The organism is Arthrobacter sp. TJ-266 (genome assembly GCF_058269115.1).
In genome coordinates this window covers 1-23209 of sequence record NZ_JBZCNC010000003.1, presented here as the reverse complement: position 1 = coordinate 23209, position 23209 = coordinate 1, and the positions used below count along the sequence as shown (strand labels likewise).

At 71.0% G+C, this 23209-nt stretch carries 18 protein-coding genes; 7 read left to right on the top strand and 11 right to left on the bottom strand.

Annotated elements, in window-relative coordinates:
* Positions 1 to 5: 5 nt before the first annotated feature.
* From AC4D12_RS08745 to AC4D12_RS08725, 5 genes are all read left to right on the top strand, one after another.
* Positions 6 to 944, top strand: coding sequence for a substrate-binding domain-containing protein (locus AC4D12_RS08745; protein ID WP_490949542.1), 939 nt, complete (start codon positions 6 to 8; stop codon positions 942 to 944).
* The gene (locus tag AC4D12_RS08740) at positions 945 to 1934 is read left to right on the top strand and encodes a ribokinase (RefSeq protein ID WP_490949541.1); all 990 of its coding nucleotides are present in this window, start codon (positions 945 to 947) and stop codon (positions 1932 to 1934) included.
* Positions 1931 to 2314, top strand: coding sequence for a D-ribose pyranase (rbsD, locus tag AC4D12_RS08735; RefSeq protein WP_490949540.1), 384 nt, complete (start codon positions 1931 to 1933; stop codon positions 2312 to 2314). Before AC4D12_RS08740 ends, rbsD begins: the two co-directional genes overlap by 4 nt.
* Before the next feature lie 121 nt (positions 2315 to 2435).
* Complete coding sequence (locus AC4D12_RS08730; RefSeq protein WP_490949539.1) at positions 2436 to 2735, top strand: type II toxin-antitoxin system VapB family antitoxin; 300 nt, start codon at positions 2436 to 2438, stop codon at positions 2733 to 2735.
* Positions 2728 to 3414: a LytR C-terminal domain-containing protein gene (locus AC4D12_RS08725; RefSeq protein ID WP_490949538.1), complete on the top strand. Its 687-nt coding sequence runs from the start codon at positions 2728 to 2730 to the stop codon at positions 3412 to 3414. Before AC4D12_RS08730 ends, AC4D12_RS08725 begins: the two co-directional genes overlap by 8 nt.
* A 271-nt stretch (positions 3415 to 3685) precedes the next feature.
* On the opposite strand, the gene AC4D12_RS08720 is transcribed toward AC4D12_RS08725, so the two are convergent.
* The 11 genes from AC4D12_RS08720 to AC4D12_RS08670 form a co-directional block, all read right to left on the bottom strand.
* Positions 3686 to 4273 (bottom strand): DUF6328 family protein, encoded by a 588-nt coding sequence (locus AC4D12_RS08720; RefSeq protein ID WP_490949537.1) that lies wholly within the window; start codon positions 4271 to 4273, stop codon positions 3686 to 3688.
* Positions 4260 to 5084: a bifunctional hydroxymethylpyrimidine kinase/phosphomethylpyrimidine kinase gene (gene thiD, locus AC4D12_RS08715; protein ID WP_490949536.1), complete on the bottom strand. Its 825-nt coding sequence runs from the start codon at positions 5082 to 5084 to the stop codon at positions 4260 to 4262. Before thiD ends, AC4D12_RS08720 begins: the two co-directional genes overlap by 14 nt.
* 4 nt (positions 5085 to 5088) lie before the next feature.
* Complete coding sequence (locus tag AC4D12_RS08710) at positions 5089 to 6039, bottom strand: TIGR01777 family oxidoreductase (protein ID WP_490949535.1); 951 nt, start codon at positions 6037 to 6039, stop codon at positions 5089 to 5091.
* Positions 6036 to 6521, bottom strand: a complete 486-nt coding sequence (locus AC4D12_RS08705) for a hypothetical protein (protein ID WP_490949534.1) — start codon at positions 6519 to 6521, stop codon at positions 6036 to 6038. The genes AC4D12_RS08710 and AC4D12_RS08705 overlap by 4 nt, the downstream gene beginning before the upstream one ends.
* The gene (locus AC4D12_RS08700; protein WP_490949533.1) at positions 6518 to 7183 is read right to left on the bottom strand and encodes a TetR/AcrR family transcriptional regulator; all 666 of its coding nucleotides are present in this window, start codon (positions 7181 to 7183) and stop codon (positions 6518 to 6520) included. Before AC4D12_RS08700 ends, AC4D12_RS08705 begins: the two co-directional genes overlap by 4 nt.
* Before the next feature lie 199 nt (positions 7184 to 7382).
* Positions 7383 to 8339, bottom strand: coding sequence for a type IV toxin-antitoxin system AbiEi family antitoxin domain-containing protein (locus AC4D12_RS08695; protein ID WP_490949532.1), 957 nt, complete (start codon positions 8337 to 8339; stop codon positions 7383 to 7385).
* Between the two features lie 220 nt (positions 8340 to 8559).
* Positions 8560 to 9819, bottom strand: coding sequence for a tRNA guanosine(34) transglycosylase Tgt (gene tgt / locus AC4D12_RS08690; RefSeq protein WP_490949531.1), 1260 nt, complete (start codon positions 9817 to 9819; stop codon positions 8560 to 8562).
* Positions 9820 to 9884: 65 nt separating this feature from the next.
* Complete coding sequence (locus AC4D12_RS08685; protein ID WP_490949530.1) at positions 9885 to 10901, bottom strand: DUF6707 family protein; 1017 nt, start codon at positions 10899 to 10901, stop codon at positions 9885 to 9887.
* Positions 10902 to 11000: 99 nt separating this feature from the next.
* The gene (locus tag AC4D12_RS08680; RefSeq protein WP_490949529.1) at positions 11001 to 11540 is read right to left on the bottom strand and encodes an NUDIX hydrolase family protein; all 540 of its coding nucleotides are present in this window, start codon (positions 11538 to 11540) and stop codon (positions 11001 to 11003) included.
* 87 nt (positions 11541 to 11627) lie between these two features.
* A complete protein-coding gene (locus AC4D12_RS08675) occupies positions 11628 to 12344 on the bottom strand; it encodes a VOC family protein (protein ID WP_490949528.1) in 717 nt (238 codons plus the stop codon).
* The gene (locus AC4D12_RS08670; protein ID WP_490949527.1) at positions 12344 to 12487 is read right to left on the bottom strand and encodes a ribbon-helix-helix domain-containing protein; all 144 of its coding nucleotides are present in this window, start codon (positions 12485 to 12487) and stop codon (positions 12344 to 12346) included. The genes AC4D12_RS08675 and AC4D12_RS08670 overlap by 1 nt, the downstream gene beginning before the upstream one ends.
* A gap of 58 nt (positions 12488 to 12545) precedes the next feature.
* On the opposite strand from AC4D12_RS08670, the gene AC4D12_RS08665 reads away from it, so the two are divergent.
* Positions 12546 to 12833, top strand: coding sequence for a hypothetical protein (locus AC4D12_RS08665; RefSeq protein ID WP_490949526.1), 288 nt, complete (start codon positions 12546 to 12548; stop codon positions 12831 to 12833).
* Between the two features lie 470 nt (positions 12834 to 13303).
* A partial coding sequence (locus AC4D12_RS08660; protein ID WP_490949525.1) for a beta strand repeat-containing protein occupies positions 13304 to 23209 on the top strand: 9906 nt, incomplete at its 3' end.

Genomic DNA, 23209 nt, shown 5'->3' with positions numbered 1-23209 from the left:
CGATGATGAACTCCTCCACACCCCTGAAGGCCGCGGCCGTCACCATGTCGCTCGCCCTGCTGCTCGGCACCACCGCCTGCAACCGGGGTGGTGACGCCGCTGCGGACGAGCAGACCGTCACGCTGTCCGTCTCCACGCTCAACAACCCGTTCTTCGTCGAACTGCGCGATGGCGCGCAGGAGGCGGCCGACGCCGCGGGCGTGACGCTCGACGTCGTGGACGCGCAGAACGACTCCGCGACCCAGACCAACCAGCTCGCCACCGCGGCGACCAGCGGTACCGACGGCGTGATCATCAACCCCGTGGACTCCGACGCCGCCGCCGCGTCCGTGGCTCCACTGGTCTCCGCGGACACGCCGATCGTCGCCGTCGACCGCGCGGTCAACGGCGCCGAGGTGGGCTCGCTCGTCTCCAGCGACAACGTGGCCGGTGGACGCCAGGCCGCCGACGAGCTCGCGAAGGCGATGGGGGAGCAGGGCACCGTGATCGTGCTCCAGGGTGTCGCCGGCACCTCGGCCAGCCGGGACCGCGGAGCGGGCTTCGCGGAAGGACTCGCGGCATACCCGGACATCAAGGTCGTGGCTCAGCAGACCGCCAACTTCGACCGGGCGGAGGCCCTGAACGTGGCGACGAACCTGCTCCAGGCCAACCCGGGCGTCACGGGTATCTTCGCCGAGAACGACGAGATGGCGCTCGGCGCCATCCAGGCGCTCGGCTCGCGCGCCGGCACCGAGGTGCAGGTGGTCGGGTTCGACGGCACCGCGGACGGCCTCGCCGCGATCGAGGCAGGCACCATGACCGCCACGATCGCCCAGCAGCCCGCCGAGCTCGGCAAGCGCTCGCTCGAGGTGCTGGTGCAGCTGCTGAACGACGAGACGGTCGAATCCTCCATCCCCGTGCCCGTCACCACGGTCACGGCCGAGAACGTCGCGGACTTCGCCTAGATGACGCACGAGTCGCCGGGCGTCGTCGTCGTCGGGTCCATCAACGCGGACCTCGTGGTCACCCTCGCACGGCACCCCGCACCCGGGGAGACCGTCCTGGGGGACACGATGACGGTGCTGCCCGGCGGCAAGGGCGCCAACCAGGCCGTGGCCGCCGCGCTGCTCGGTGCCGACGTGGCGATGATCGGCGCGGTGGGCTCCGATGCCTATGCGGACACCGCGCTCTCGACGCTCACGGAGGTGGGCGTGGACCTCCGCGCGGTCCACAGGGCCGAGGGCCTGACGGGCGTGGCGGTCGTGACGGTGTCCCACGACGGCGAGAACGCCATCGTGGTGCTCCCGGGCGCCAACGCGCTGATGACGCCCGACCTCGTGCGCGCCTCCCACGAGGTGATCGCCGGAGCCGCCGTCGTCGTCGTGCAGGGCGAGCTGCCCGCGGACGCCCTCGAGGCGGCCGTGCGGGTGGCCACCGGCCGCGTGATCGTCAACCTCGCACCCGTGATCGCCGTCGACACCGCCGTGCTCCTCCGCGCCGATCCGCTCGTGGTCAACGAGCACGAGGGCGCGCTGGTACTCGGACAGCTCGGCACGGACCCGTCCGGGTTGGACCACGAGGGCGTGGTCGGCGCCCTCCTGGCACACGGGTTCGCCTCCGTGGTCATGACCCTCGGGGCGGACGGTGCGCTCGTGTCCGACGGCGGGACGGTGCGCTCCGTCCCTGCCCCGCGGGTCACCGCGGTGGACACCACGGGCGCCGGGGACGCGTTCGTCGGCGCCCTCGCTGCGCAGCTCCGTGGCGGTGCCACGCTCGACGACGCCGTCCGGTTCGCCGTCCGCGTGGGTTCCTTCGCCGTGGGCCGCGCGGGCGCGCAGCCCTCCTACCCGGGGCCCGACGACGACCTCCCGGCGCTGCCGGACCTGCCGCCCGGTGTGGAGCAGGCCCGAAGCGCGGCGCAGCCCGACCAACCTCCAGCAGGGAAGACCACGTGAAGAAGGCAGGCATCATCAACGCCTCACTCAGCGGAGCACTGGCAGCACTCGGTCACGGGCATCTGGTGGTGATCGCGGACTGCGGCCTGCCGCTCCCGCCGTCGGCCGCCGTCGTGGATCTCGCGCTCGTACGCGGTGTCCCCACCTTCACCGAGGTGCTCGACGCCGTGCTCGCGGAGGTGGTGGTGGAGGGCAGCATGTGTGCGCGCGAGGCCGCGGGCTCGGTGGTCACGGAGTGGCTCGGCGCGCGCGAGCTCACGCCCCGCGAGATCTCCCACGAGGACCTCAAGGGGCTGCTGCCGGCGGCCAGGCTCATCATCCGCACGGGCGAGGCGACGCCGTACGCCAACGTGATCCTGCAGTGTGGCGTGGACTTCTGACGGCGTACCCGCACGCCTTCGAGCGCTCCACCAGCACGTCACGGGGTAACCATTGGGCCACGAATGGCCGCTGCAGGGCCCCCGCGTTCCATTGGCTGCACCGATTACCTAGTCTGTAGCAGTGATCTTCAAAGCAGTCAGTGACGGCCGGCCGTACCCGGACCACGGACACGTGACCCCCAAGGACTGGGCGGACGTTCCTCCACGGCAGGTTCGGCTCGACGAGTTGGTGACCACGAAGACCACCCTCGATCTGGAAGCGTTGCTGGCCGAGGATTCCACCTTCTTCGGCGACCTCTTCCCGCACGTGGTGCAGTGGAACGAGGTCATGTACCTCGAGGACGGCCTGCACCGCGCCGTCCGCACTGCACTGCACCAGCGGGCCATCCTCCACGCGCGGGTTCTCGTGCTCCATGACTGAGGAGCGCTCGTCGCGCCAGCAGAGACTCCAGGCCAAGCGCGATCCCACTGAGTGGCACGGCCACCGGATCGTCACCGAGACGGATCTCGGCGCCGTGTTCGAGGAGAACGACGCCGCCCGCCGGCGCCTGGCGTCCCGTCGCAGGATACGGCACGGGGTGGTTCTCTTCGTGCTGGTGGTGCTCCTCGCAGCGGCGGTGTACGTGGCCGTGGGGATCACACGCGGTAACATCAGGGTGGGTGACCCCGTGGCGGCACCCACGCCCACCTCGACCTGCCCCGCCGGCCCCTTCGACTACCAGGACCCCAGCGCGATCACCGTGAACGTCTTCAACGGCACCACGATCGACGGCCTCGCCGGTACCGCCGCGGCCCAGCTGCGCGAACGCGCCTTCGCCGTCCGCGACATCGGGAACCGTGAACTGCGCGCCACGTCGGTCACCGCGATCATCATCTCCGGCGAGGGTGGCCAGGCCAACGCCTTCACGGTGCAGCGGACCATCCCGGACTCCGTCTACGTGGCGGACCAGCGCGAGGACAGGACCGTCGACGTGGTCCTCGGGTCCTCCTACGCGGGCATCATCCCGCCCGAGGGTGTGGACATCACGCCGGCGGGGCTGAGCTGCGCGCCCGAGGAGGGGGCCACGACGGCGCCCGCCCCCGCACCGACCTCTCCGTAGCGCCTGCCCCGGCATCCGCGGCCCCGTAGCGCCCGCCCCGGCATCCACGGCCCCGTTGCGCCTGGATCCGTTGGGTGGCCGGATCCCAGGAGCCGAGCCCCTTCCCGTCCGGGACGCCGCGGCGGGTGCTCATTGCCGGGGGTAATGCACCCCTGCAAAGGAGCAGTTGCCCCGGGTTCGTCGGGTCCCGGGCTTCCGGCTCCGGGCTTCCGGCTCCAGCCGTGCGACATCCGACGGCGACGACCCCGGCGTCATGCGCATCGGCGGGAAGTCAGACGGCGTCGCGTTCCGATAGCGCGGTGCGGCGCGAGCGCAGCGCCCGGCGCCGGACGGCCAACGGGTAGGCCACCCACAGGAGGGCGACGACGGCGAGCAGGGCCGCCGCGACGATGACGCCCGCCGCGCGGCCCACCACGATGTCGAAGACGAGGCCCGCGGTACCGGCGAGGACCAGCCCCACGAGCACAATGGTGATCCGGATGAGCCACGAGGTGTGGCGCACGAGGGTGTCCTTGACCCGCAGGCCGAAGAGGACGCGGTGGAGGTTGACGGCCGAGAGCACCATGGCGGTGATGAGCGCGGACACGCAGACCAGGCACAGGTACACCGTGAGCTGCAGGCTGTCGAGGTCACTGAAGCGGCTCTGGAACGGCAGCGTCAGGAGGAAGCCCGTCAGGATCTGGATGCCGGTCTGCATGACGCGCAGCTCCTGCAGCATCTCCTGCCAGTTCCGGTCCAGCCGCTGGTTGCGGCTCTCGCCGCGACCGTCGTCGTCCGCCGGATCCGTCGGGGGAACGGGCTCCATGGGGTCCGCCGGGTCGTGGGGGGAGCCGACGGCCCGGCCGCTAGGCTCGGCCACCGCCCTGCCAGACGGCGTCGAACGGTGCGTTGGAGGCCATGCGGTTGCGGATGCCCTCGGTGACGAATTGCTTCGCGGTGCGGGCGGCCTCCAGCGGGCTCGCGCCCTTCGCGAGTTCCGCGGCGACGGCCGCTGCGAGCGTGCACCCGGCGCCGCTGACGGCGACCTCGCCGACCTTCGGGGCCGAGAGGACCTCGAGCGTGTCGCCGTCGTAGTAGACATCCAGGGCGTCGGGGCCCTCCAGGCGCACGCCACCCTTGGCGAGGACCACGGCGCCGCTCTGCTCATGGATGATCCGGGCGGCCTCCTTGAGGTCCTCGAGGGAATTGATGGTGATGCCCGAGAGGGATTCCGCCTCGAAGTGGTTGGGCGTCACGAAGGTGGCCAGCGGAAGGATGTTCGCCTTCAGGGCCTGATCGGTGTCGAGGGCCGCGCCGGGCTCCTGCCCCTTGCAGATGAGCACGGGATCGAGGACCACGTTGTCCCACTCCTGGCTCTTCAGGGCCGTGGCCACAGTGTCGATGGTGGCGGGGGTCCCGAGCATGCCCAGCTTGACGGTGGTCAGCGGGTAGCAGGCCTGCACGGCCTCGAGCTGGTCGGCGATGACCTGCTGGTCCACGGGCACGAAGCGGTGCTGCCACTGGTTCTTCGGGTCGAAGGAGACGATGCAGGTCAGCGCCACGATCCCGTAGACGCCGAGTTCCTGGAAGGTCTTGAGGTCGGCCTGCGCGCCGGCGCCGCCCGTCGCCTCGGATCCGGCGATGGTCAGGGCGAGGGACGGGGTGGCTGCGGGGGTCTGGGTCTCGGGCATCCTCCTAGTCTGCCCGACGCGGCTCCGGCGCTGCTACCCGGTTCGCCGCGGGCTGCCGGTCACCGAGGATGTCGGCGAGCGCGGGGACGAGCGTCGGGTGCCCGAAGGTGAATCCGGCGTCAAGCAGTTTCCGCGGCGCCACCCAGCGGCTCTTGAGCACGAGCTCGGCCTCCGTGCGGATGATCCGCCCGCCGAGGTCCAGCAGCCATGCCGGCGTGGGAAGGCCCGCGGGGATGCCCAGCTGTCGGCGGACGGCGGCCATGAGCTCTGCGTTCGTCACGACGTCCGGGGCGGCGATGTTGACCGGTCCGTCGAGGGACGGGGTGTCCGCGATGAAGACGATGCCCCGGTAGAGGTCGTCGAGGTGCACCCAGCTGAACTTCTGATCACCGTGCCCCATGCGGCCGCCGAGGCCCACACGCGCGAGGTTCGTCAGGGGAGTCATGACGCTGCCCGGGCCGAGGACGATCGAGATGCGCAGGGCGACCTTCCGGACGCCGGACACGTCCGCGTCGGCGAGGGCCTGCTCCCACGCGCGCGCCACCGAGACGGAGAAGCCGGTGCCGAGCTCGCCGTCGTCCTCGGTCTGCGGGCGGTCCATCGCATGACGGTAGATGGTGCCGGTGCTCGAGTTGATCCAGCACGACGGCGGTGCGCCGCCGCCGGCGCGGCACAGAGCGAGCGCGCGGCCGAGCTCCTCCGTGGTGTCCACGCGTGAGGAGAAGATGGCGTCCGCGTTCCGCTTGTTGTAGCGGCAGTTCACGCTGCGGCCGGCGAGGTTGACGAGAAGATCGGCGCCGTCGAGCGCGTTCGCGATGGCCCGGGTGTCACCCCAGACCACGGGGCCCGTGCGGCCGATCCGCCGCACCTCCACCCCCGCGTCCGTGAACCGCCGGGTCAGGTAGGAGCCGATGAAGCCCGAGGAACCTGCGATGACGACTGTCCTGACACTCATGGCGTCTCCTTCTGGCGAGCGGCGTGCTGCTGGGGTGGTTCGTGGATGTGCACCAGGGGCCAGGCGCTCGCGCGGGCCAGGGCGCCCGCGCCGCCGACGACGAGCGCCACGGGGAGGCTGTCCGCGAGGGCGGTGGACGGCGACAGCGCGGCGCTGATCACGAAGGCGACGACGGCGAACACCCCGAAGAACACCGCGACGTGCACCGCCTGGCTGCGGACGGGCCGGAGCAGGAGCCCGAGGCCGATGCCGAGCGGTAGCCCGGTGAACAGCCCGATCCCGAGGCCGTACATGAACGCGACGACGAGGAACGGTCCCGCGCCGGGCCCCGACGGCAACGCCAGGCCGACGGCGAGTGTCGCGACCCCGACGACGTAGCCGACCGCCACCGCACCCGGTCCGAAGGTGACGCGGTGCCGCGGAGGCGGCGGTCCGATGTCGTCGGGCGAGAACTCCGTTCCCGGCCCCGGACCGCCCTTCACTGCCGCGTCCCGTGGAGCAGCTGCACGATGTCCTCGACGATCTTCCGCACCACGGGCAGGCGCGAGAGGATCACGAGCTTCGAGATGAGGGGCGCTGCCTGGTCGATGAGGCGGCGCGTGCGCAGCTGGCCGGGTGAGGAGTCGTAGACCCAGAACAGCGTGATGGCCATGTAGGCGTACCAGAGGAGTTCGGGGAGGTCGTCGCGGATGGCGAGGGGCGGTTGGGGCCGGGACTGGGCGACGGCGATGCGGAACAGTGAGATGGCACGGGCCCGCGCCACGGCCGATTCGCTGCCGAAGGGGCTCATGGTGGCCGAGGGTTTGATGGCGATGCTGATGAAGTTCGAGCCGAACTCGTGGTACGGCGCCATGACGTCGATCCCGGTGTTCAGCACCGTCTTCAGGAGCTCGCCGAGGTTCTGGCCGTTCCGCATCAGAGGTAGAGCGAGGGCGCGGTGTTCCTCCTGCAACGTCCGGTACAGCTCGTGGACGAGATCGTCCTTCGAGGAGAAGTAGTAGTACGCGCTGCCCGTCGAGACGCCGGCGGCAGTGGCGATGGCCCGCATGGTCGTCTTCTCGTAGCCGACCTCACGGAAGAGCCGGAGGGCGGTGGAGACCAGCAGCTCGCGGGTGGCTTCGCTCTTGGCCGTCGGGGTGGGCATCGGGGTCCTTTCGAACGTGTTCAATTTAGAGTTTAGCCGTTATTTGAACACGTTCAAACCTAGCCCCGATGGGGTCCGCCGCGGCGGGCGGTCAGACCCGGGGGTACTTCACCCGTGCAAAGGAGCAAATGCCCCGGGTCCGGGGTGCAGCGGCCGACGACGTCCGACAGCAGGCGCCGGCGCCCTGCCGCGCGCTGGTCTAGGATGCGTCGGACTCGATGCGGCGCTGCGCGGAGGCGAGCACGGCACGAAGACGTGCTTCGAGTTCCGCCTCCCGGAAGAGGTCCGACCATTCGATCCGGATGATCGTCCACCCAACCTCCGTGAGTATCCGTTCCCGGCGACGCTCCTGGAACAGCACCTCGGCGGTCGGCACGTCCCCGAAGTACTTCGACTTCCCGTCGAATTCGAGACCGACCATGAGGTCGCGCCAGGCGAAGTCGAGGCGGTAGACGCCGGCGCGGGTCCGTACCTCGACCTGTACGTCGACGGGTGGCAGGCGGAAGCGGTGCAGGCGGATCCGCATCAGGGACTCGCCCGGCGACTCGGACCGGGCGTCCGCCGCGAGGAGCACCGGCCGGGCGCGCACGACGCCGCCGGCCGGTCCCAGGCGCTCGAGGGACGCGAGTGCGTCCGGCCGTGAAGCGCCCTGTCGGAGGCACTGGTCCGCGATGATCAGGGCCCGATCGCTCGGCAGGGTCCGCGCGCAATCGACCATGGTCCTCGTCATGGACGTGACGGGAAGCCCGCGGAGGAGGGTCACGTCGTCGTCGTCGAGTTGCGCGCTGTGGTTGACGACGTCGGCCCCGTGGCTCGCGTTGGACGTGCGGGTGTGCTGCGTGACGTGCACGCTCGGCTCGGGCCGCCACAGTGTGAGCGAATGGAGCACGGCCGCGGTCTCGTGGCTGTACACGTGGCCGACGGTCGGGCGTCCGACCAGGGAATGGTGGTGGGCGCGCGCTTGCAGCTCGAGTCGTCCGACGGGGTCGAGTTCTGCCCAGTGAGCCGCCGACACGTAGCAGTTCTTGCGCAGGCGCCTCAGCTCCCCGCGTGCGATCGCCTGGTGGACGCGCTTGCGGCTGAGGCCGCCGTCGAGAAGCTCCTGGTACCGCCAGAGGATCTGCTGGGCCGACGCGCGGTCGTGGGACTCCGTCATCGCTCCACCGTCACAGTCGCGGACGGCCGCAGCACGCGAAGGGGCCTCGATGTGGATAAAGCGGCTCAGCCGGAGCGTCGACCCGGGGCATCTGCTCCGTCGGCAGGGTGCAGTTCCCCCGGGAAGAGGCACCCGCCGCGGCGGTCCGGACGGGAAGGAGGGGGCGGCTGGGCGGCGGGGCGGCGTCGTGAGGGAAAACGGAACGACGGCGGCGACGGTGCTACGCGTAGTAGCGGCCCAGCACCTCGGCCTTGAGGTCGTAGAATGAGCCGTCCTCGATGGCGGCCCGGGCGTCGTCGACCATGCGCACCACGAATCGCTCGTTGTGGATGGAGATCAGGGTGGCCGAGTTCATCTCCTTGGCCTTGTAGAGGTGGTGGATGTACGCACGCGTGTAGTGCGTGCAGGTGTAGCAGTCGCAGCCCTCCACCAGCGGCGTGAAGTCCCGTTTGAAGCGCGAGTTCGAGAGGTTCCACCGTCCGTCGGGGGTGTAGAACGCCGAGTTGCGGGCCACGCGGGTGGGGGAGACGCAGTCGAAGGTGTCGGCGCCGTTCTCGATGCCTGTGAAGAGATCGTCCGGCTCGGAGATGCCGAGCAGGTGGCGTGGCTTGGCCTCGGGGAGCTCCTCGCTGCACCAGCCGAGGATGGTGCCCAGGTTCTCCTTCTCCAACGCTCCGCCGATGCCGAACCCGTCGAAGTTCATGGCCCCGAGATCGGCCGACGCCTTCCGCCGCAGGTCCTCGTACTGCGCTCCCTGGATGACGCCGAAGAGCGCCTGGTAGGGGCGGTGGCTCCGCTCGGCGGTGAGCCGCTCGTGCTCCGCGATGCACCGCAGCGCCCACAGCCGGGTCCGCTCCAGCGACTCCTCCTGGTAGCCCCGCGAGTTCATCAGCGTGGTCAGCTCGTCGAACGCGAACATGATGTCGGCGCCCAGCTGGTGCTGCACCTGCATCGAGATCTCCGGTGTGAAGCGGTGCCGGTCACCGTTGAGGTGGCTCTTGAACCAGACGCCGTCGTCGTCGATCTGCGCCAGGCGCTCCTTGCCGACGGCCACGCGATCATCCGCACCCGCCGACTCGGCGTCCACCGGCACGTCCATGGTGATGACCTTCTTGAAGCCCGAGCCGAGGCTCATGACCTGGAACCCGCCGGAATCGGTGAAGGTGGGGCCGGGCCAGTTCATGAACGCGCCCAGCCCGCCCGCCTCGTCGAGGATGTCGGCGCCGGGCTGCAGGTAGAGGTGGTAGGCGTTCGCGAGGAGGGCCTGCCCGCCGAGCCCGGCCATCGCCTCGGGCAGGACGGCCTTGACCGTCGCCTTCGTGCCCACCGGGATGAACGCGGGCGTCCGGATCTCGCCGTGCGGCGTCGTGATGGTCCCGGTGCGCCCGTGCCGCCGTCCCCCGCCCGCCGTCGGCGTCGTCTCCTCGAGGCGGGAACGGACGTCGAACGAGAACGCGGACTGCTGGGACTGTGGATGCACCAACCCATTTTGCCAGCACGACGACGACGCCCCGGACGCGCCCGGACGCGCGGGCCGCGACAGGCTCAGCGCCCCGCGAGCTCCTCGTTCAGCGCCGCGACGGCGGCGAGCTCGGACGCGATGCGGCGGTCGAGGACCTCACGGCTGAGCGTCTCGGATCCGCCGTGTGCGCGGAGGTACAGCAGCACGCCGATGCGGAGTACGCGCCAGTCGCGCTCGACGTCGGGCTTGCCCACCGAGGACGCCCGCAGGATCTCGGGGTCGTACACGTTCGGCTCGTTGAGCTGACGCTGCCGGTAGACGGCCGCGGTCTTGGCGCGCAGCGGATCGGTCTCGGCGTCGTCGGCCACGCGCAGTGCGGCGGAGTAGCGGGCGGAGCGGGCGTCGTCCTCGCGCGTGAGGTACGCGGCGATGGCGAGCCCGCCCTCGATCCACTTCCAGCGCCCGAAGTTGCCGTCGAAGGGCTGCTCGGCCAGCAGATCGGCGATGGTCAGCGCCGCTGGGATGTCCGCCTCGTCGACGAACAGCGTGAGCGCGAGCTGGTGGAGGTCCTGCAGGTTGCTGCCGGCCTTGAGGTTGATGCCGCGGGTGAGGCGACCTGCCAGCTCCTGGACGTCGGGATTCTCCGCGTGCGCCTCGGCGATCTGCACGACCAGCTCCTCGGGTGACCCGCGATCCGCGGCGACCGCGGGTGCCGGGAGGGCCGGGGGGACGTCCGGCGCGGGGGTCGGAGGGAAGGCGACGCCGGTCGGCACGGTATCGGTCGGCACGGTATCGGCCTGCACGGGATCGGGAAGCGAAGCATCGGTTGGTGCCGGACGGGGCGCGGCATCAGGCACGGGATCGGACGCGGGATCGGACGCCGACGGCCCGGCCACCCGGACCGTGGACCCGATCGCGATGGACACGATGCGGCCGCCTGCGACCGTCGCCACGAGGAGTGCGGGTGTCCCGAAGTCGTCCTGCTCCACCGCGACCGCCGTGACCTCCGCGACGTCGTCGGACCCGGGGAGTACCAGTGCGTCGCCGACTCCCAGGGCGTCCGCGGACACCGCGTGGAACCCCGCCGTGTTCACCATCATGTGCGTTGTGCCAACCTCTGCGATAACCCGTCGATGTACTCAGGCGCCCCAGCGCACCGCTATCACGATACGGTAACGCGCGGCACCCGTCAGGACGGGCTAGCGGCCCCAGCCGGCGTGCGCGAGGGCCTGGCGGAGGAGGTCCGCGCGGCCGCCGGAGAACTCGGCCTGGATGGACGGGCTCAGGGCCTCGGACGGGGTGAGCCAGGAGAGCTCGAGGGCGTCCTGCCGCGGGCTGCACTCGCCCGTGACGGGGATGAGGTAGGCGAGGGCGACGGCGTGCTGGCGGTCGTCGGTCAGCCCGGTCTCGGAGGGTGACGGGAAGTACTCGGCGATGGTGAAGGGCAGCGGCGAGGGTGAGAGCTGCGGCAGCGCGAAGGGGCCGAGATCCTTCTCGAGGTGGCGCAGGAGCGCCGCGCGGATGGTCTCGCGGTACATGACCCTGCCGGAGACGAACGTGCGCATCATCTCGCCCTGCTCGTTGGCCTGGAGCAGCAGACCCACCTCGTTGACGTACCCGAGGGCGTCGCACCGTACCGGGATGGCCTCGACGTACACCATGGGCAGGCGGCGGCGGGCCTCGTAGAGATCATCCTCGGAGAGCCAGCCGGGATTGGGGTCAGGGGTGCGAACGGTCATACTCCAGTTCTACTGCAGGAGCGCGCTCGCGGACAGTCGGCGCGCTGTGCCCGGCCTCACAGCGGGCCCGACGGCGCCACGGACCTTCTACTCGTGCTTCGTGTATCCGTAGAAGTCCTGCTGGCACTCGTTGATCCAGACCTCCGCGCCCCAGGGTGCGGGTACGCGGAGCGACCGTCCGTAGCCCTCGTCCACGACGACGGGCCGCAGCCCGCCGGAGGTCAGTCCCGCTGCGAGTTCGCGGACGTCGCCGTCGTACTCGAACGCGAGCTCGATGCCGGTGCGGGCCGCCGCGTGCGCGGCCACGAGCCCACCGTTCTTCGCCCGGAAATCGTGCCACGTGCCGGCGTCGGAACTGATGCGCGGTGTCGCTCCGACACCCCTCAGGGTCCGGACGGCCGGCGCGGTGTCGGGGGAGTACCAGAGCGCCAGGACGGAGAGCGGGGAGGGCGGCGCTCCCGTCTCCCGCGGCCCCTCGTCCGCGAGGAAGGAGATGCCGTCCGGGGCGGTGACGCGGGCGGCCAGGCCGTGGCCCTCCTCGGTGAGTACCACGGCCGTGCCGGCCTCGGCGGTGCGCCGCGCGAATTCCCGGACGTCCCCGACGTCGAACGCGAGCAGTGTGGTGCCGTCCGCGGGGCCATCCGCAGCGCAGGCGTGCAGCGCCACGCGGCCGCTGCCGGCGTCGAACACCGCGTAGGCGGGCGTGGGTGAGGGGTCGGCCGCAGGGGTGAGGCCGAGGGCCCGGAGGAACGCCGCCGCGCGGGTGGGGTCGGTCGTGTGGACGAGGGGTCGGACGCGGAGCATCAGTTCTCCTGGAGGTAGCTGCGGAGTGCCCGTTCCACGAAGGCGGACAGGCTGAGGGACTCGTCGATGCTGCGGTGCTTGACCTCGCGCACGAGGTCCGCGGGGAGATAGACGTTGAACTGCACCTTCGGTTCCGGGCTCATTCCTAGAATGCTAGCAATCTAGTAGCGGAACACGCAAGGCGCACCTACGGTGGGGACCATGACGGCCGAACGCCCCGAACTGCTGCTCCCGGATGCCGCTGCACGGCGCGCATGGCTCGAGGAGCACCATGAGAGCTCGCCGGGCGTGCGGCTCGTCCTGCACAGGAAGGGCGGTGCGACGACGCCGGCTACCTCGTCCGCTTCACGCAGCGCGGCGCCCGCAGCATCTGATCCGTCCGCAATCGCGACGGCCGAGGAGCCGCCGGACCTGATGACGGCGATCACGACCGACTCCGCAGCGTCGGCGATGATCAGCACACTCACCTCACAGAAAAGGTATGCCTGATCTTCCGCCTCTCCCGGCTGAGGGCCGACGCTGCGAAGACGCGGACCATCGCGGGATCCGTGTGATGCTGTCCCGCGGTGAGGCCTTCCACCCGAAATAGGCGCGTGGGAGAAACGCAACCAGCTGTTGATCCTTGCGGATATGTTGCTTGTTCCTTGCGTCTGAGGCAACGCCATCGCGAGGTTTCGTGGTTATTCTCAAAAAGCTGAGGGCGGCCCTCCGACACACCTGATCAGAGTCGGCCGTCCTGAAGCGGGACTGCGTGGATGACGACGCGATCCCACCGGAACGCCTGGATGTACTGCTGGGTAGCAGGGGCGGCGCCGGTACAACTCAATCACTCGCATGTACCGCTTGGGCCGGAAGCCCGCCGCGGTGGTCTCAAGGGGAATGCTTTGTCGCATCAGCGCGCACGTCGGCGGTCTCACCGGCACTCAGGTTCTTGGTCCCTTCTGCAGCGCGTCCTCGCGATGTGCCTCGCGGTGGTCCTCGGGGCGGGCTCGGTGATCGCGCTGTCGGTCGCCACTGCTCCGAGCGCCTCGGCGGCCAGGCTCGCGAACGTCGTGGATGCGGGAACCGGCTACTCGCAGACGTTCACGCAGCCCAACACGGAGAACGTCACCGGCACCTGGGCGCTCGCGGGTAACACCGTCAAGGCAGCCACCGGTGGAACCACCTCAACCCTTCCGGTACGCGGATCGACCGACGCGACTTTCTCGCCCTCTCTGCCGGCCGGGACTGTCGTGACCCAGCTCGACACGTCCGGCGTGGGTTGCGTGGCGGGAGGGAACACCAACGTCTTCTGCCCGCAGAACGGCAGCATCACCATCACCTTCAGCAAGCCGGTGAACAATCCGGTGCTGCACGTCGTGGGCCTCGGAGCGAACACCACGTCGAACGGTGCCGTCACGAGTACCTACTCGGTGTACGGCAACGTCACCTCCGTTCCTGCGGGCGCCACACTCAGCCAGCCGCAGCCCGGTTCGACGTCGAGCCTCGCGGTGGTGAACGGCAACCGCTTCCAGACGGGCGTCAACCAGCCGAGCACGGCCTGCAACGCCGCCGTTCCGGCTGCCTGCGGCAGCATGATCATCAACGGCATCGGCCTCACCCAGGTGACCATCGCCACAGGTCTCAAGGTCTTCGGTGGGTCGGCCACGCTCACTGCAACCAACGTCGATCAGTGGAACGCCTCCGTGACCCTGCAGGACGTCCCCACCCCCACGGCCGTCGCGGACACCAACACGGTGAAGCGCAACACCCCGATCACCACCACGGTGCTCGGCAACGACGTCCCGGCGACGGGCAAGGCGCTCGTCCCCGGTTCCGTGATCCTCTCCGCACCGAGCATCCCCGGCGCCACGGTCAGCGCCGACGGAAAGACCCTCACCGTCCCGAACCAGGGCGTCTACACCGCGACTACCAACGGCCAGGTCGTCTTCACGCCCGCGGCCGCGTTCATCGGTACGGCGAGCCCTATCACCTACCGTGTCTCCGACGTCGACAACTCCACGGCGTCCTCGACACTGACCATCACCGTCACGGCCGATCCGCCCGTCCCGGTGGCGGACGCACCGACCACCACGCAGGGCGTGGCTGTGACCTTCGATCCGACGGTCAACGACAACGGTGTCGACTCCCCGATCAACAAGCCCTCGGTCCGCCTGCTGGACCCCGCGACCGGCCAGTTCGTCACCTCCCTCTCCGTCACGGGCGAGGGCACCTACACCGTGGCCGCCACGGGCGACGTCACCTTCACACCCGTGGCTGCCTTCGCAGGCACCGCCCGGCCCGTCACCTATCGCGTGGCCAACCAGTCAGGCGTCACCGCGACCTCCACCATCACCCCGACCGTCACGGGCGTAGCCCCCCGCGCCGCCGCCGACACCGCAACCACCGGCCAGAACAACCCGGTGACCCTGAGCCCGGCCGGCAACGACCGCCCGGGGATCGACGGCGGCACGCCGATCGACCCGGCCTCCGTGCGCCTCGTCGGCGCCAACGGTGCCCTCGTCACCGACCTCACCATCCCCGCGGGCCGGTTCATCGTGGACACCTCGACGGGCGTGGTCACCTTCACGCCGGCCCGTGGCTTCACGGGAACGACGCCCGCCGTCACCTATCAGGTGGCGGACACCCGCGGCCTGACCGCGCGGAGCACCATCACCGTCACCGTCAGTGCCGTCACCCCGACCGCGAGCGGTGACACCGCCGAGACCCGCCAGGGCACCGCCGTCACTCTGGACGTCGTGGCAAATGATCTCCCCGGCAACGCGAACACCGCCCTCGACCCGCGCACCGTGGTCCTCTCCGTGCCCGCGAACACCCCCGGCGCGGTGCTCTCCGCGGACCGGAAGACTCTCAGCGTGCCCAACCAGGGCACCTACACGGTCAACGCGACCACGGGAGCGGTGACGTTCACGCCCGTCGCCGCCTTCTCCGGTCCCGCGACGGCGGTGCCCTACACCGTGTCCGACGTCGACGGGCGCACCGCGACCGCGAACGTCACCGTCACCGTCACCGGCGTCCCGCCGCGCACCTCCCCGGACACCGTGGTCACCCCGCAGAACACCCCCGTCACCGTGAACCCGGCTGCGAACGACGCCCCGGGCATCGACGGCGGTACCCCCGTCAACGCCTCCTCGCTCCGCCTCCTCGCCGCCGACGGCACGGCCGTGACCACGCTGACGCTCGCGGGCCAGGGCACGTTCACCGTCAACACGGCCACGGGCGCGGTCACGTTCACGCCCGCCGCCGGGTTCTCCGGGCGCGTCCCGGACGTCTCCTACCGCATCGCGGACACGGCGGGCCTCACCTCCACCGGCCTCCTGACCGTCTCGGTCACGGCCGTGCGTCCCACCGCCAACGACGACCGCGGCAGTACCACGCAGGCCGCCCCCGTCACGGTGCCGCTCCTCGTGAACGACGCCGCGGGCAACGCGGCCACGCCGCTCCGTCCCGCCACCGTGCGGCTCTCCGCCGTCGGCGCGAACGTGCCGTCCGCGGACGGCCGCACCCTGACCGTCGCCGGCCAGGGCACCTACACCGTGGATCCGACCACCGGCGCCGTGCGCTTCGTCCCGGTCGCCTCGTTCACCGGCGCCACGACGGCCGTCCCCTACACGGTCGCGGACGCCGACGGCGCCACCGCCACCGCGAACCTCGTCATCGACGTCGCGCCGGTCGCCCCGCGTGCGGCGAACGACGCCGTCGGGACCGACCAGAACACCCCCGTGACCTTCGCGCCCATCGCCAATGACCGCCCCGGCGTCGACGGCGGCAGCGCCCTCGTGCCCGGTTCCCTCCGCCTGATCGACGGCGCCGGCCAGCCCGTGACGGATCTGCAGCTGACCGACGGCCGATACGTCGTCAACACCGCCACCGGCGCCGTCACCTTCACCCCGCGCGCCGGTTTCTCCGGCACCATGCCGCAGGTCACCTACGCCATCAGCGACGCCGCGGGCCAGACCTCCCGCGCCACGATCGACGTGCAGGTCGCCGCCGCCACACCGGTGGCCAATCCGGACGCGCAGACGACGACGCAGGGCGCCACCACCACGCTCGACGTGCTCGCCAACGACCGCGCGGGCAATGCCAACACGCCCCTCGTTCCCGGGACGGTGCGCCTCGTCGCGCCCGCCGGGGCCACGCTCAGCGAGGAGGGCCGCCGGCTCACCGTGCCCGGCCAGGGCACGTACCTCGTCAACGCCGAGAACGGACTCGTCACCTTCCTCCCGCTCGCCTCCTTCACGGGCGACGCCACCCCCGTGACCTACCGCGTGGCCGATGCCAGCGGCACCGTCGCCGAGTCGCAGCTCAGGGTCAACGTCACCGCCGTGGCCCCGCGCGCCGCGGACGACGCCCGGACCACGGCGCAGAACACGCCCGTGACCCTGGACCCCGCCGAGAACGACCGCCCCGGAGTGGACGGCGGCACCGCCGTGGTCCCGGACACCCTCCGGTTCATCGGCACCAACGGCCAGCTCGTCGAGAGCCTCACCCTCACCGAGGGCCGCTTCGCGGTGGACACCGCGACCGGTCGCGTCACCTTCACCCCGGCGCCGCGCTTCTCCGGCGTGGTGCCGCAGGTGCGTTACTCGATCGCCGACGGCAACAACCAGCGCTCCACCGCCGCGATCAACATCACCGTGACCGCCGCCGTGCCGGTCGCCGCCGATGACGTCGCCACGACACCGCAGGGCTCCCCGGTACCCCTCGAGGTGCTCGCGAACGACCGCGCAGGCAATCCGGCGCTGCCGCTCGTCCCCGACACCGTGGTCCTCTCCACCGTCCAGGGCGGCACGCTCTCGGCCGACCGCAAGCGCCTCGAGGTCGCCGGCCAGGGCGTGTACACCGTGAACGTCCAGGGCGTGGTGACCTTCACGCCGGTCACCGCCTTCGTGGGTAGCGCGCGCTCCGTGCCGTACACCGTCTCCGACAGTGCGGGCCAGACGTCGACGGCGCAGCTCACCGTCACCGTGACCGCCGTGGGCCCCCGCATGGTGGCCGATGCCGCCGTCACCGAGCAGAACACGCCGGTCACCTTCGCGCCCGGCGCCGACGACCTCCCCGGGGTCGACGGCGGCAGTGCGCCGATCCTCTCCACCGTCCGCCTCGTGGGTGCAGGTGGCGCGTCCGTGGAGACGCTGACCGTGAACGCCGGCGTCTTCACGGTGAACACCGCCAACGGCAACGTGACCTTCACTCCGGCGGCAGGTTTCACGGGCCTCGTACCGCAGATCCAGTACCGGATCACGGACGGCAACCAGCAGACCGGCACCGGGACCATCGACGTGCAGGTGACACCCGTCAGCCCTGTCGCGAACGACGACTCGGCGACCACTCCGCAGGCGCAGGCCGTGCCCGTGGACGTCGTCGCGAACGACCGCGCCGGCAACGCGCGGACGCCGCTCACCGCCGGCTCCGTGGTGCTCTCGGCGGTCAACGGGGAGCAGCCCACCGAGAACGGCAAGCGCCTCGCCGTGCCGGGCCAGGGTGTCTACAGCGTCGCGGCGAACGAGGTCATCACGTTCTCGCCCGTGGCCGCCTTCACCGGCGCCGCGACGCCCGTGACCTACACGATCAGCGACGCCGACGGCCGGACGGACAGCGCCGAGCTCAGCATCACCGTGATCGCCGCCCCGCCACGCGCTGTCGCCGACGCGACCACCACTCCGCAGAACACGCCCGTGAGCCTCGACCCCGCCGCCAACGACCTCCCCGGCGTCGACGGCGGCAGCGCCCCCGTGGCCGCGAGCATCCGCCTCCTGACCGCGCAGAACCTGCCGGTGACCGAGCTGACCCTGCCGGGCGCCGGCGTCTTCCGCGTCGCCGCGACCGGCACCGTGACGTTCACCCCCGAGGCGGGCTTCAGCGGCTCCGTCCCGCAGGTGCGCTACCGCATCAGCGACGGCATCGGGCAGTCCTCGACGAGCGTCATCGACGTCGAGGTCGTCGCAGCCCGGCCCGTCGCGAACCCGGATGCCGGGACCACGCGTCAGGGGACCGCGATCCCCGTGGACCTTGCGGCAAACGACCGCTCGGGCAACGCCGCGCTCCCGCTGGACCCCGCTTCGGTGGTCTTCACGGCGGTGGCCGGTGGCGTCCTCTCGGACGACGGCAGGACCCTGACCGTCGCAGGCGAGGGCATCTACACGCTCGACGACGGCGTGGCGACCTTCATCCCCGAGGCCGCCTTCGTGGGAGCTGCCCGCGCAGTGCCCTACTCCATCAGTGACGCGGCCGGACAGACGGCCTCCTCGCAGCTCCGCATCACCGTGACCCCCGTGGGGCCGCGCACCGTGGCGGACGCCGCGGTCACCGAGCGCAACACCCCTGTCACGTTCCAGCCCGGAGAGGACGACCTCCCCGGCGTGGACGGCGGCAGCGCACCCGTCCTCACCTCGCTGCGTCTCCTCGAGGGCGACACCCCCGTCACCACGCTCACCCTGACCCAGGGCGTGTTCACCGTGAACACGGCCGACGGCTCCGTCACCTTCCGGCCCGCCCGAGGCTTCACCGGCGAGGTGCCGCAGGTGCGGTACGTGATCGCCGACGGCAACGGTGCCACCGGGATCGGCACGATCGACGTGGTGGTCGGTGTCGCCGTCCCCACCGCGGGCGACGACGCCGCGCAGACGCGTCAGGGCACGCCGGTTCCGGTTCCCGTTCTCGCGAACGACCGCCCCGGCAACGACGCGACGCCGCTTGTCGCCGGCAGCGTGATCTTCACGGGAGTCGGCGGCGGCATCGTGTCCGATGCCGGCAAGACACTGACGGTCACCGGACAGGGCGTCTACACGGTGGACGCCGACGGCGTGGTCACCTTCACGCCGGTCGCCGCCTTCGTGGGCCCCGCCACCGCGGTCGAGTACCGCGTCTCGGATGCAGACGGCCAGACGGCCACGGCACTGATCCGCGTGACCGTCACCGCCGTGGGTCCGCGCATGGTGGCCGACGCCGCCGTGACCGAGCAGAACACCGATGTCACCTTCTTCCCGGGCGAGGACGACCTCCCCGGTGTCGACGGCGGTTCCGCCCCCGACCTCACCACCCTCCGTCTGCTGGACGGCGACACCCCCGTGGACACCCTGTCCCTCCCGCAGGGCACCTTCACGGTGAACACCGCCACGGGCGCCGTGACCTTCGACCCCGCCCCGGGCTTCTCCGGGCCCGTGCCGGAGATCCGCTACCGGATCACCGACGGCAACGGCCAGACCGGTGTCAGCACCATCGACGTCCTCGTCACCGCCATCACCCCGGTGGCCAACGACGATGCAGCGACCACTCGCCAGGCGCAGCCGGTCATCATTCCGGTGGTAGCGAACGATCGCGCCGGGAACGACGCGACCCCGCTCGTTCCCGAAAGCGTCGTCTTCACCGGCGAGGGCGGCGGAACTGTCTCGAATGAGGGCAAAACCCTCACGGTCGCTGGCCAGGGCACCTATTCCGTGGACGGCGACGGTGTGGTGACCTTCACGCCGCTCGCGCCCTTCACCGGCGCGGCGACCCCGGTGCAGTACGCCATCGAGGACGCCGACCGTCAGCGCGTCACCGCCGTGATCCGCGTGACCGTCACCGCCGTGGGCCCCCGCATGGTGGCCGACGCCGCGGTGACGGAGCAGAACACGAACGTCACCTTCTTCCCGGGCGAGGACGATCTGCCCGGCGTCGACGGCGGCTCCGCCCCCGACCTCACCACGCTGCGGCTGCTCGACGGCGACACGCCGGTCGAGACACTGACCCTCGACGAGGGCACCTTCACGGTGAACACCACCACGGGCGCCGTGACCTTCGACCCGGCCCCGGGCTTCGCCGGAGCGGTACCCGAGGTGCGCTACCGGATCCTGGACGGTAACGGCCAGACCGGCATCAGCACGATCGACGTCACCGTGCGGCCCGCCATCGCGCAGGCCAACGACGACCGCCGGGCCACCCCGCAGAACACGCCGATCACCGTCGACGTCCTCGAGAACGACGTCCCTGGTAACGCGAACACGCCGTTCGACGTGACCTCCGTGCGTCTGCAGACCTCCGGCGGGATCGTGCCCTCGGCTGACGGCCTGAGCCTCACCTTCGCGGGTGAGGGCACGTTCAGCGTGGACGCGACCACCGGACGGATCACCTTCACGCCGCTGGCCGCGTTCACGGGAGCCACTCGCGCGGTCACGTACACGGTCTCGGACGTCGATGGCAGCTCCGACACGGCCACCCTCGTGGTGGACGTCGCCGCCGTGGCGCCCCGCGCCGCAGCGGACGCTCAGACCACCGAACAGAACACCGACATCACGTTCCCGGTGGTGACCAACGACCGCCCCGGAGTCACCGGAGGCGCCGCCGTCGTCCCGAACTCGGTCCGGTTCGTCGGCGCGGACGACACCCTCAGCGACACGCTCGAGATCGCTGGTCAGGGCGTGTTCACGGTCGGAGGGAACGGCGACGTGACCTTCGCCCCCGCGGACGGATTCACCGGCGCCGTGGACCAGATCCAGTACTCGGTCGCCGATACCAACGGTCTGCGCTCGCGCGCGACGATCGACATCACCGTCCAGATCGTGGTCCCGACGGCCAATGCCGACCTGGCACGGACGCCGCAGAGCCGGCCCGTGCTGATCGACATCCTCGACAACGATCTGCCGGGTAACGAGAACACGCCCCTCGATCCGGGCACTGTGATCCTCAGCGGATTCGGCATCGCCGGTGCCGAGGTCGGGGACGGCGGCCGTACCCTGGTGGTCCCGAACGAGGGCACGTACACCTACTCACCCGACGGCCCCTCGGCCGGTCTGACGTTCACGCCCGTCCCGGCCTTCACGGGACCCGCCCGCGCCATCAGGTACGAGGTCGCGGACGTCGACGGCACCACGAGTTCGACGACGGTGAACGTCACGGTGGATGCCGCAGCTCCGCGCGCCCTCGCCGACGGCTACTCCACCGGCCAGAACCAGCCGATCACGGTGTCGCCCGCAGCGAACGATCTCCCCGGGGTCACGGGCGGCAGCGCCGTCATCCCGAACACTCTCCGGCTGGTGGGTCCCGGCAACACCTTCGTCACCACCCTCGACGTCGAGGGTGGCAGGTACACGGTCGACACGGTGACCGGCGACGTGACCTTCACTCCGGACGTCACCTTCTCGGGCGGCGTGCCGACGGTCACCTACCGGATCACCGACGGCAACGGCCTGAGCAGCACGGCCACGATCGACATCGCCGTGGGGATCAGTGCGCCGCGGGCGAACAACGACGCCGCGCGTGCCCTGCAGGGTGAGCCCGCCGTCGTGAACGTCCTCGCCAACGACCGGCCGGGAAATGCGGGCACGCCGTTCGACCCGACCTCCGTGGTGTTCCTCGAGGTCGAGGGTGGCGAGCTGTCCGCGGATGGTAAGAGCCTGACCATCGAGGGCCAGGGGACGTTCGAGGTGGCTCCCGACGGCGCGGTGACCTTCACCCCGGAAGCCGCCTTCGTCAACGATGCCACCGTGATCCGCTATTCGGTGAGGGACATCGGCGGCAATGTCGCCGAGGCCACCATCTCCTTCGGCATCACACCGGTGGGCCCCCGTACGGCGTCCGATGCCGCGTCGACCGGTCAGAACACGCCCGTCGAGATCGAGGTGCTCGCCAACGACACCCCGGGTGTCGACGGCGGCAGCGCCATCGACGTCGCCACGGTCGAGTTCATCGGTGCCGCGGCCGACGGATCCTTCACCACCCCGGGCGGGACCTTCCGGGTGGACGCGCGGGGCGTGGTCACCTTCACCCCCGCCCCCGGCGTCAGCGGCACCACGAGCGCCGAGTACCGTGTGACCGACGCCGCGGGTGCCACGGGGCAGGCCGTCGTCACGGTCCGCGTGGTCGCGGTGCGGCCGGTCGCGAACAACGACGCCGACACGACCGACCAGGGCGAGCCCGTTCCCGTGATCGTGCTCGACAACGATCGCGCCGGGAACGCGGCCACCCCGCTCGTCCCCTCCAGCGTGCAGCTCGAGGCTGTCCCCGGCGCCGTGCTGTCCGTCGACGGCAAGGAACTGACCGTGCCGGACCAGGGCACGTACCGTGTGGGCGACGACGGCGTCATCACCTTCACCCCCCTCGCCGCCTTCACGGGCGGGGCCACTCCCGTCCCCTACGTGGTGTTCGACGCCGATCAGCAGCCCGGCCGCGCCACCCTCTCGGTGACGGTGGTCGCAGTGCCTCCCCGCGCCGTCGCCGACGCGGCCTCCACGCCGCAGAACACCCCTGTGACGCTGGACCCCGCAGCCAACGACCTCCCGGGCGTCGAGGGCGGCAGTGCGCCGGTCGCGGCGTCCGTGCGACTGCTCGACGGCGACCAGGCTGTCACGAGGCTCGCGGTCGACGGCGGTGTCTTCACCGTCGACACGGCGACGGGCACCGTGACGTTCACGCCCGACATCGCTTTCAGCGGGACGGTGCAGCCGGTGACCTACCGGGTGACGGACGGCAACGACCAGAGCTCGACGGCGACGCTCACCGTCGTCGTCCGAGGAGCCACTCCCGTGGCGAACCCCGACGTCGTCACCACGCGACAGGACCAGGACGCGATCATCCCGGTGGTCGCGAACGACCGGCCCGGCAACGCGAACCTGGCACTCGTCCCGGGGAGCGTCGTCTTCACCGGCGGCGGTACCGTCACCGACGCAGGCAAGACCCTCACCGTCGACGGTCAGGGTGTCTACACCGTGGATGCCGACGGTGTGGTGACCTTCAATCCGGAGCCCGGTTTCGTGAACGCGGCCACGCCGGTGGAGTACTCCATCACGGACATCGCAGGCCAGGTGGCCACGACGGAGATCCGTGTGACGGTCTCCCCGGTGGGTCCGCGCATGGTCGCGGACGCCGCGGTGACGCAGCAGAAC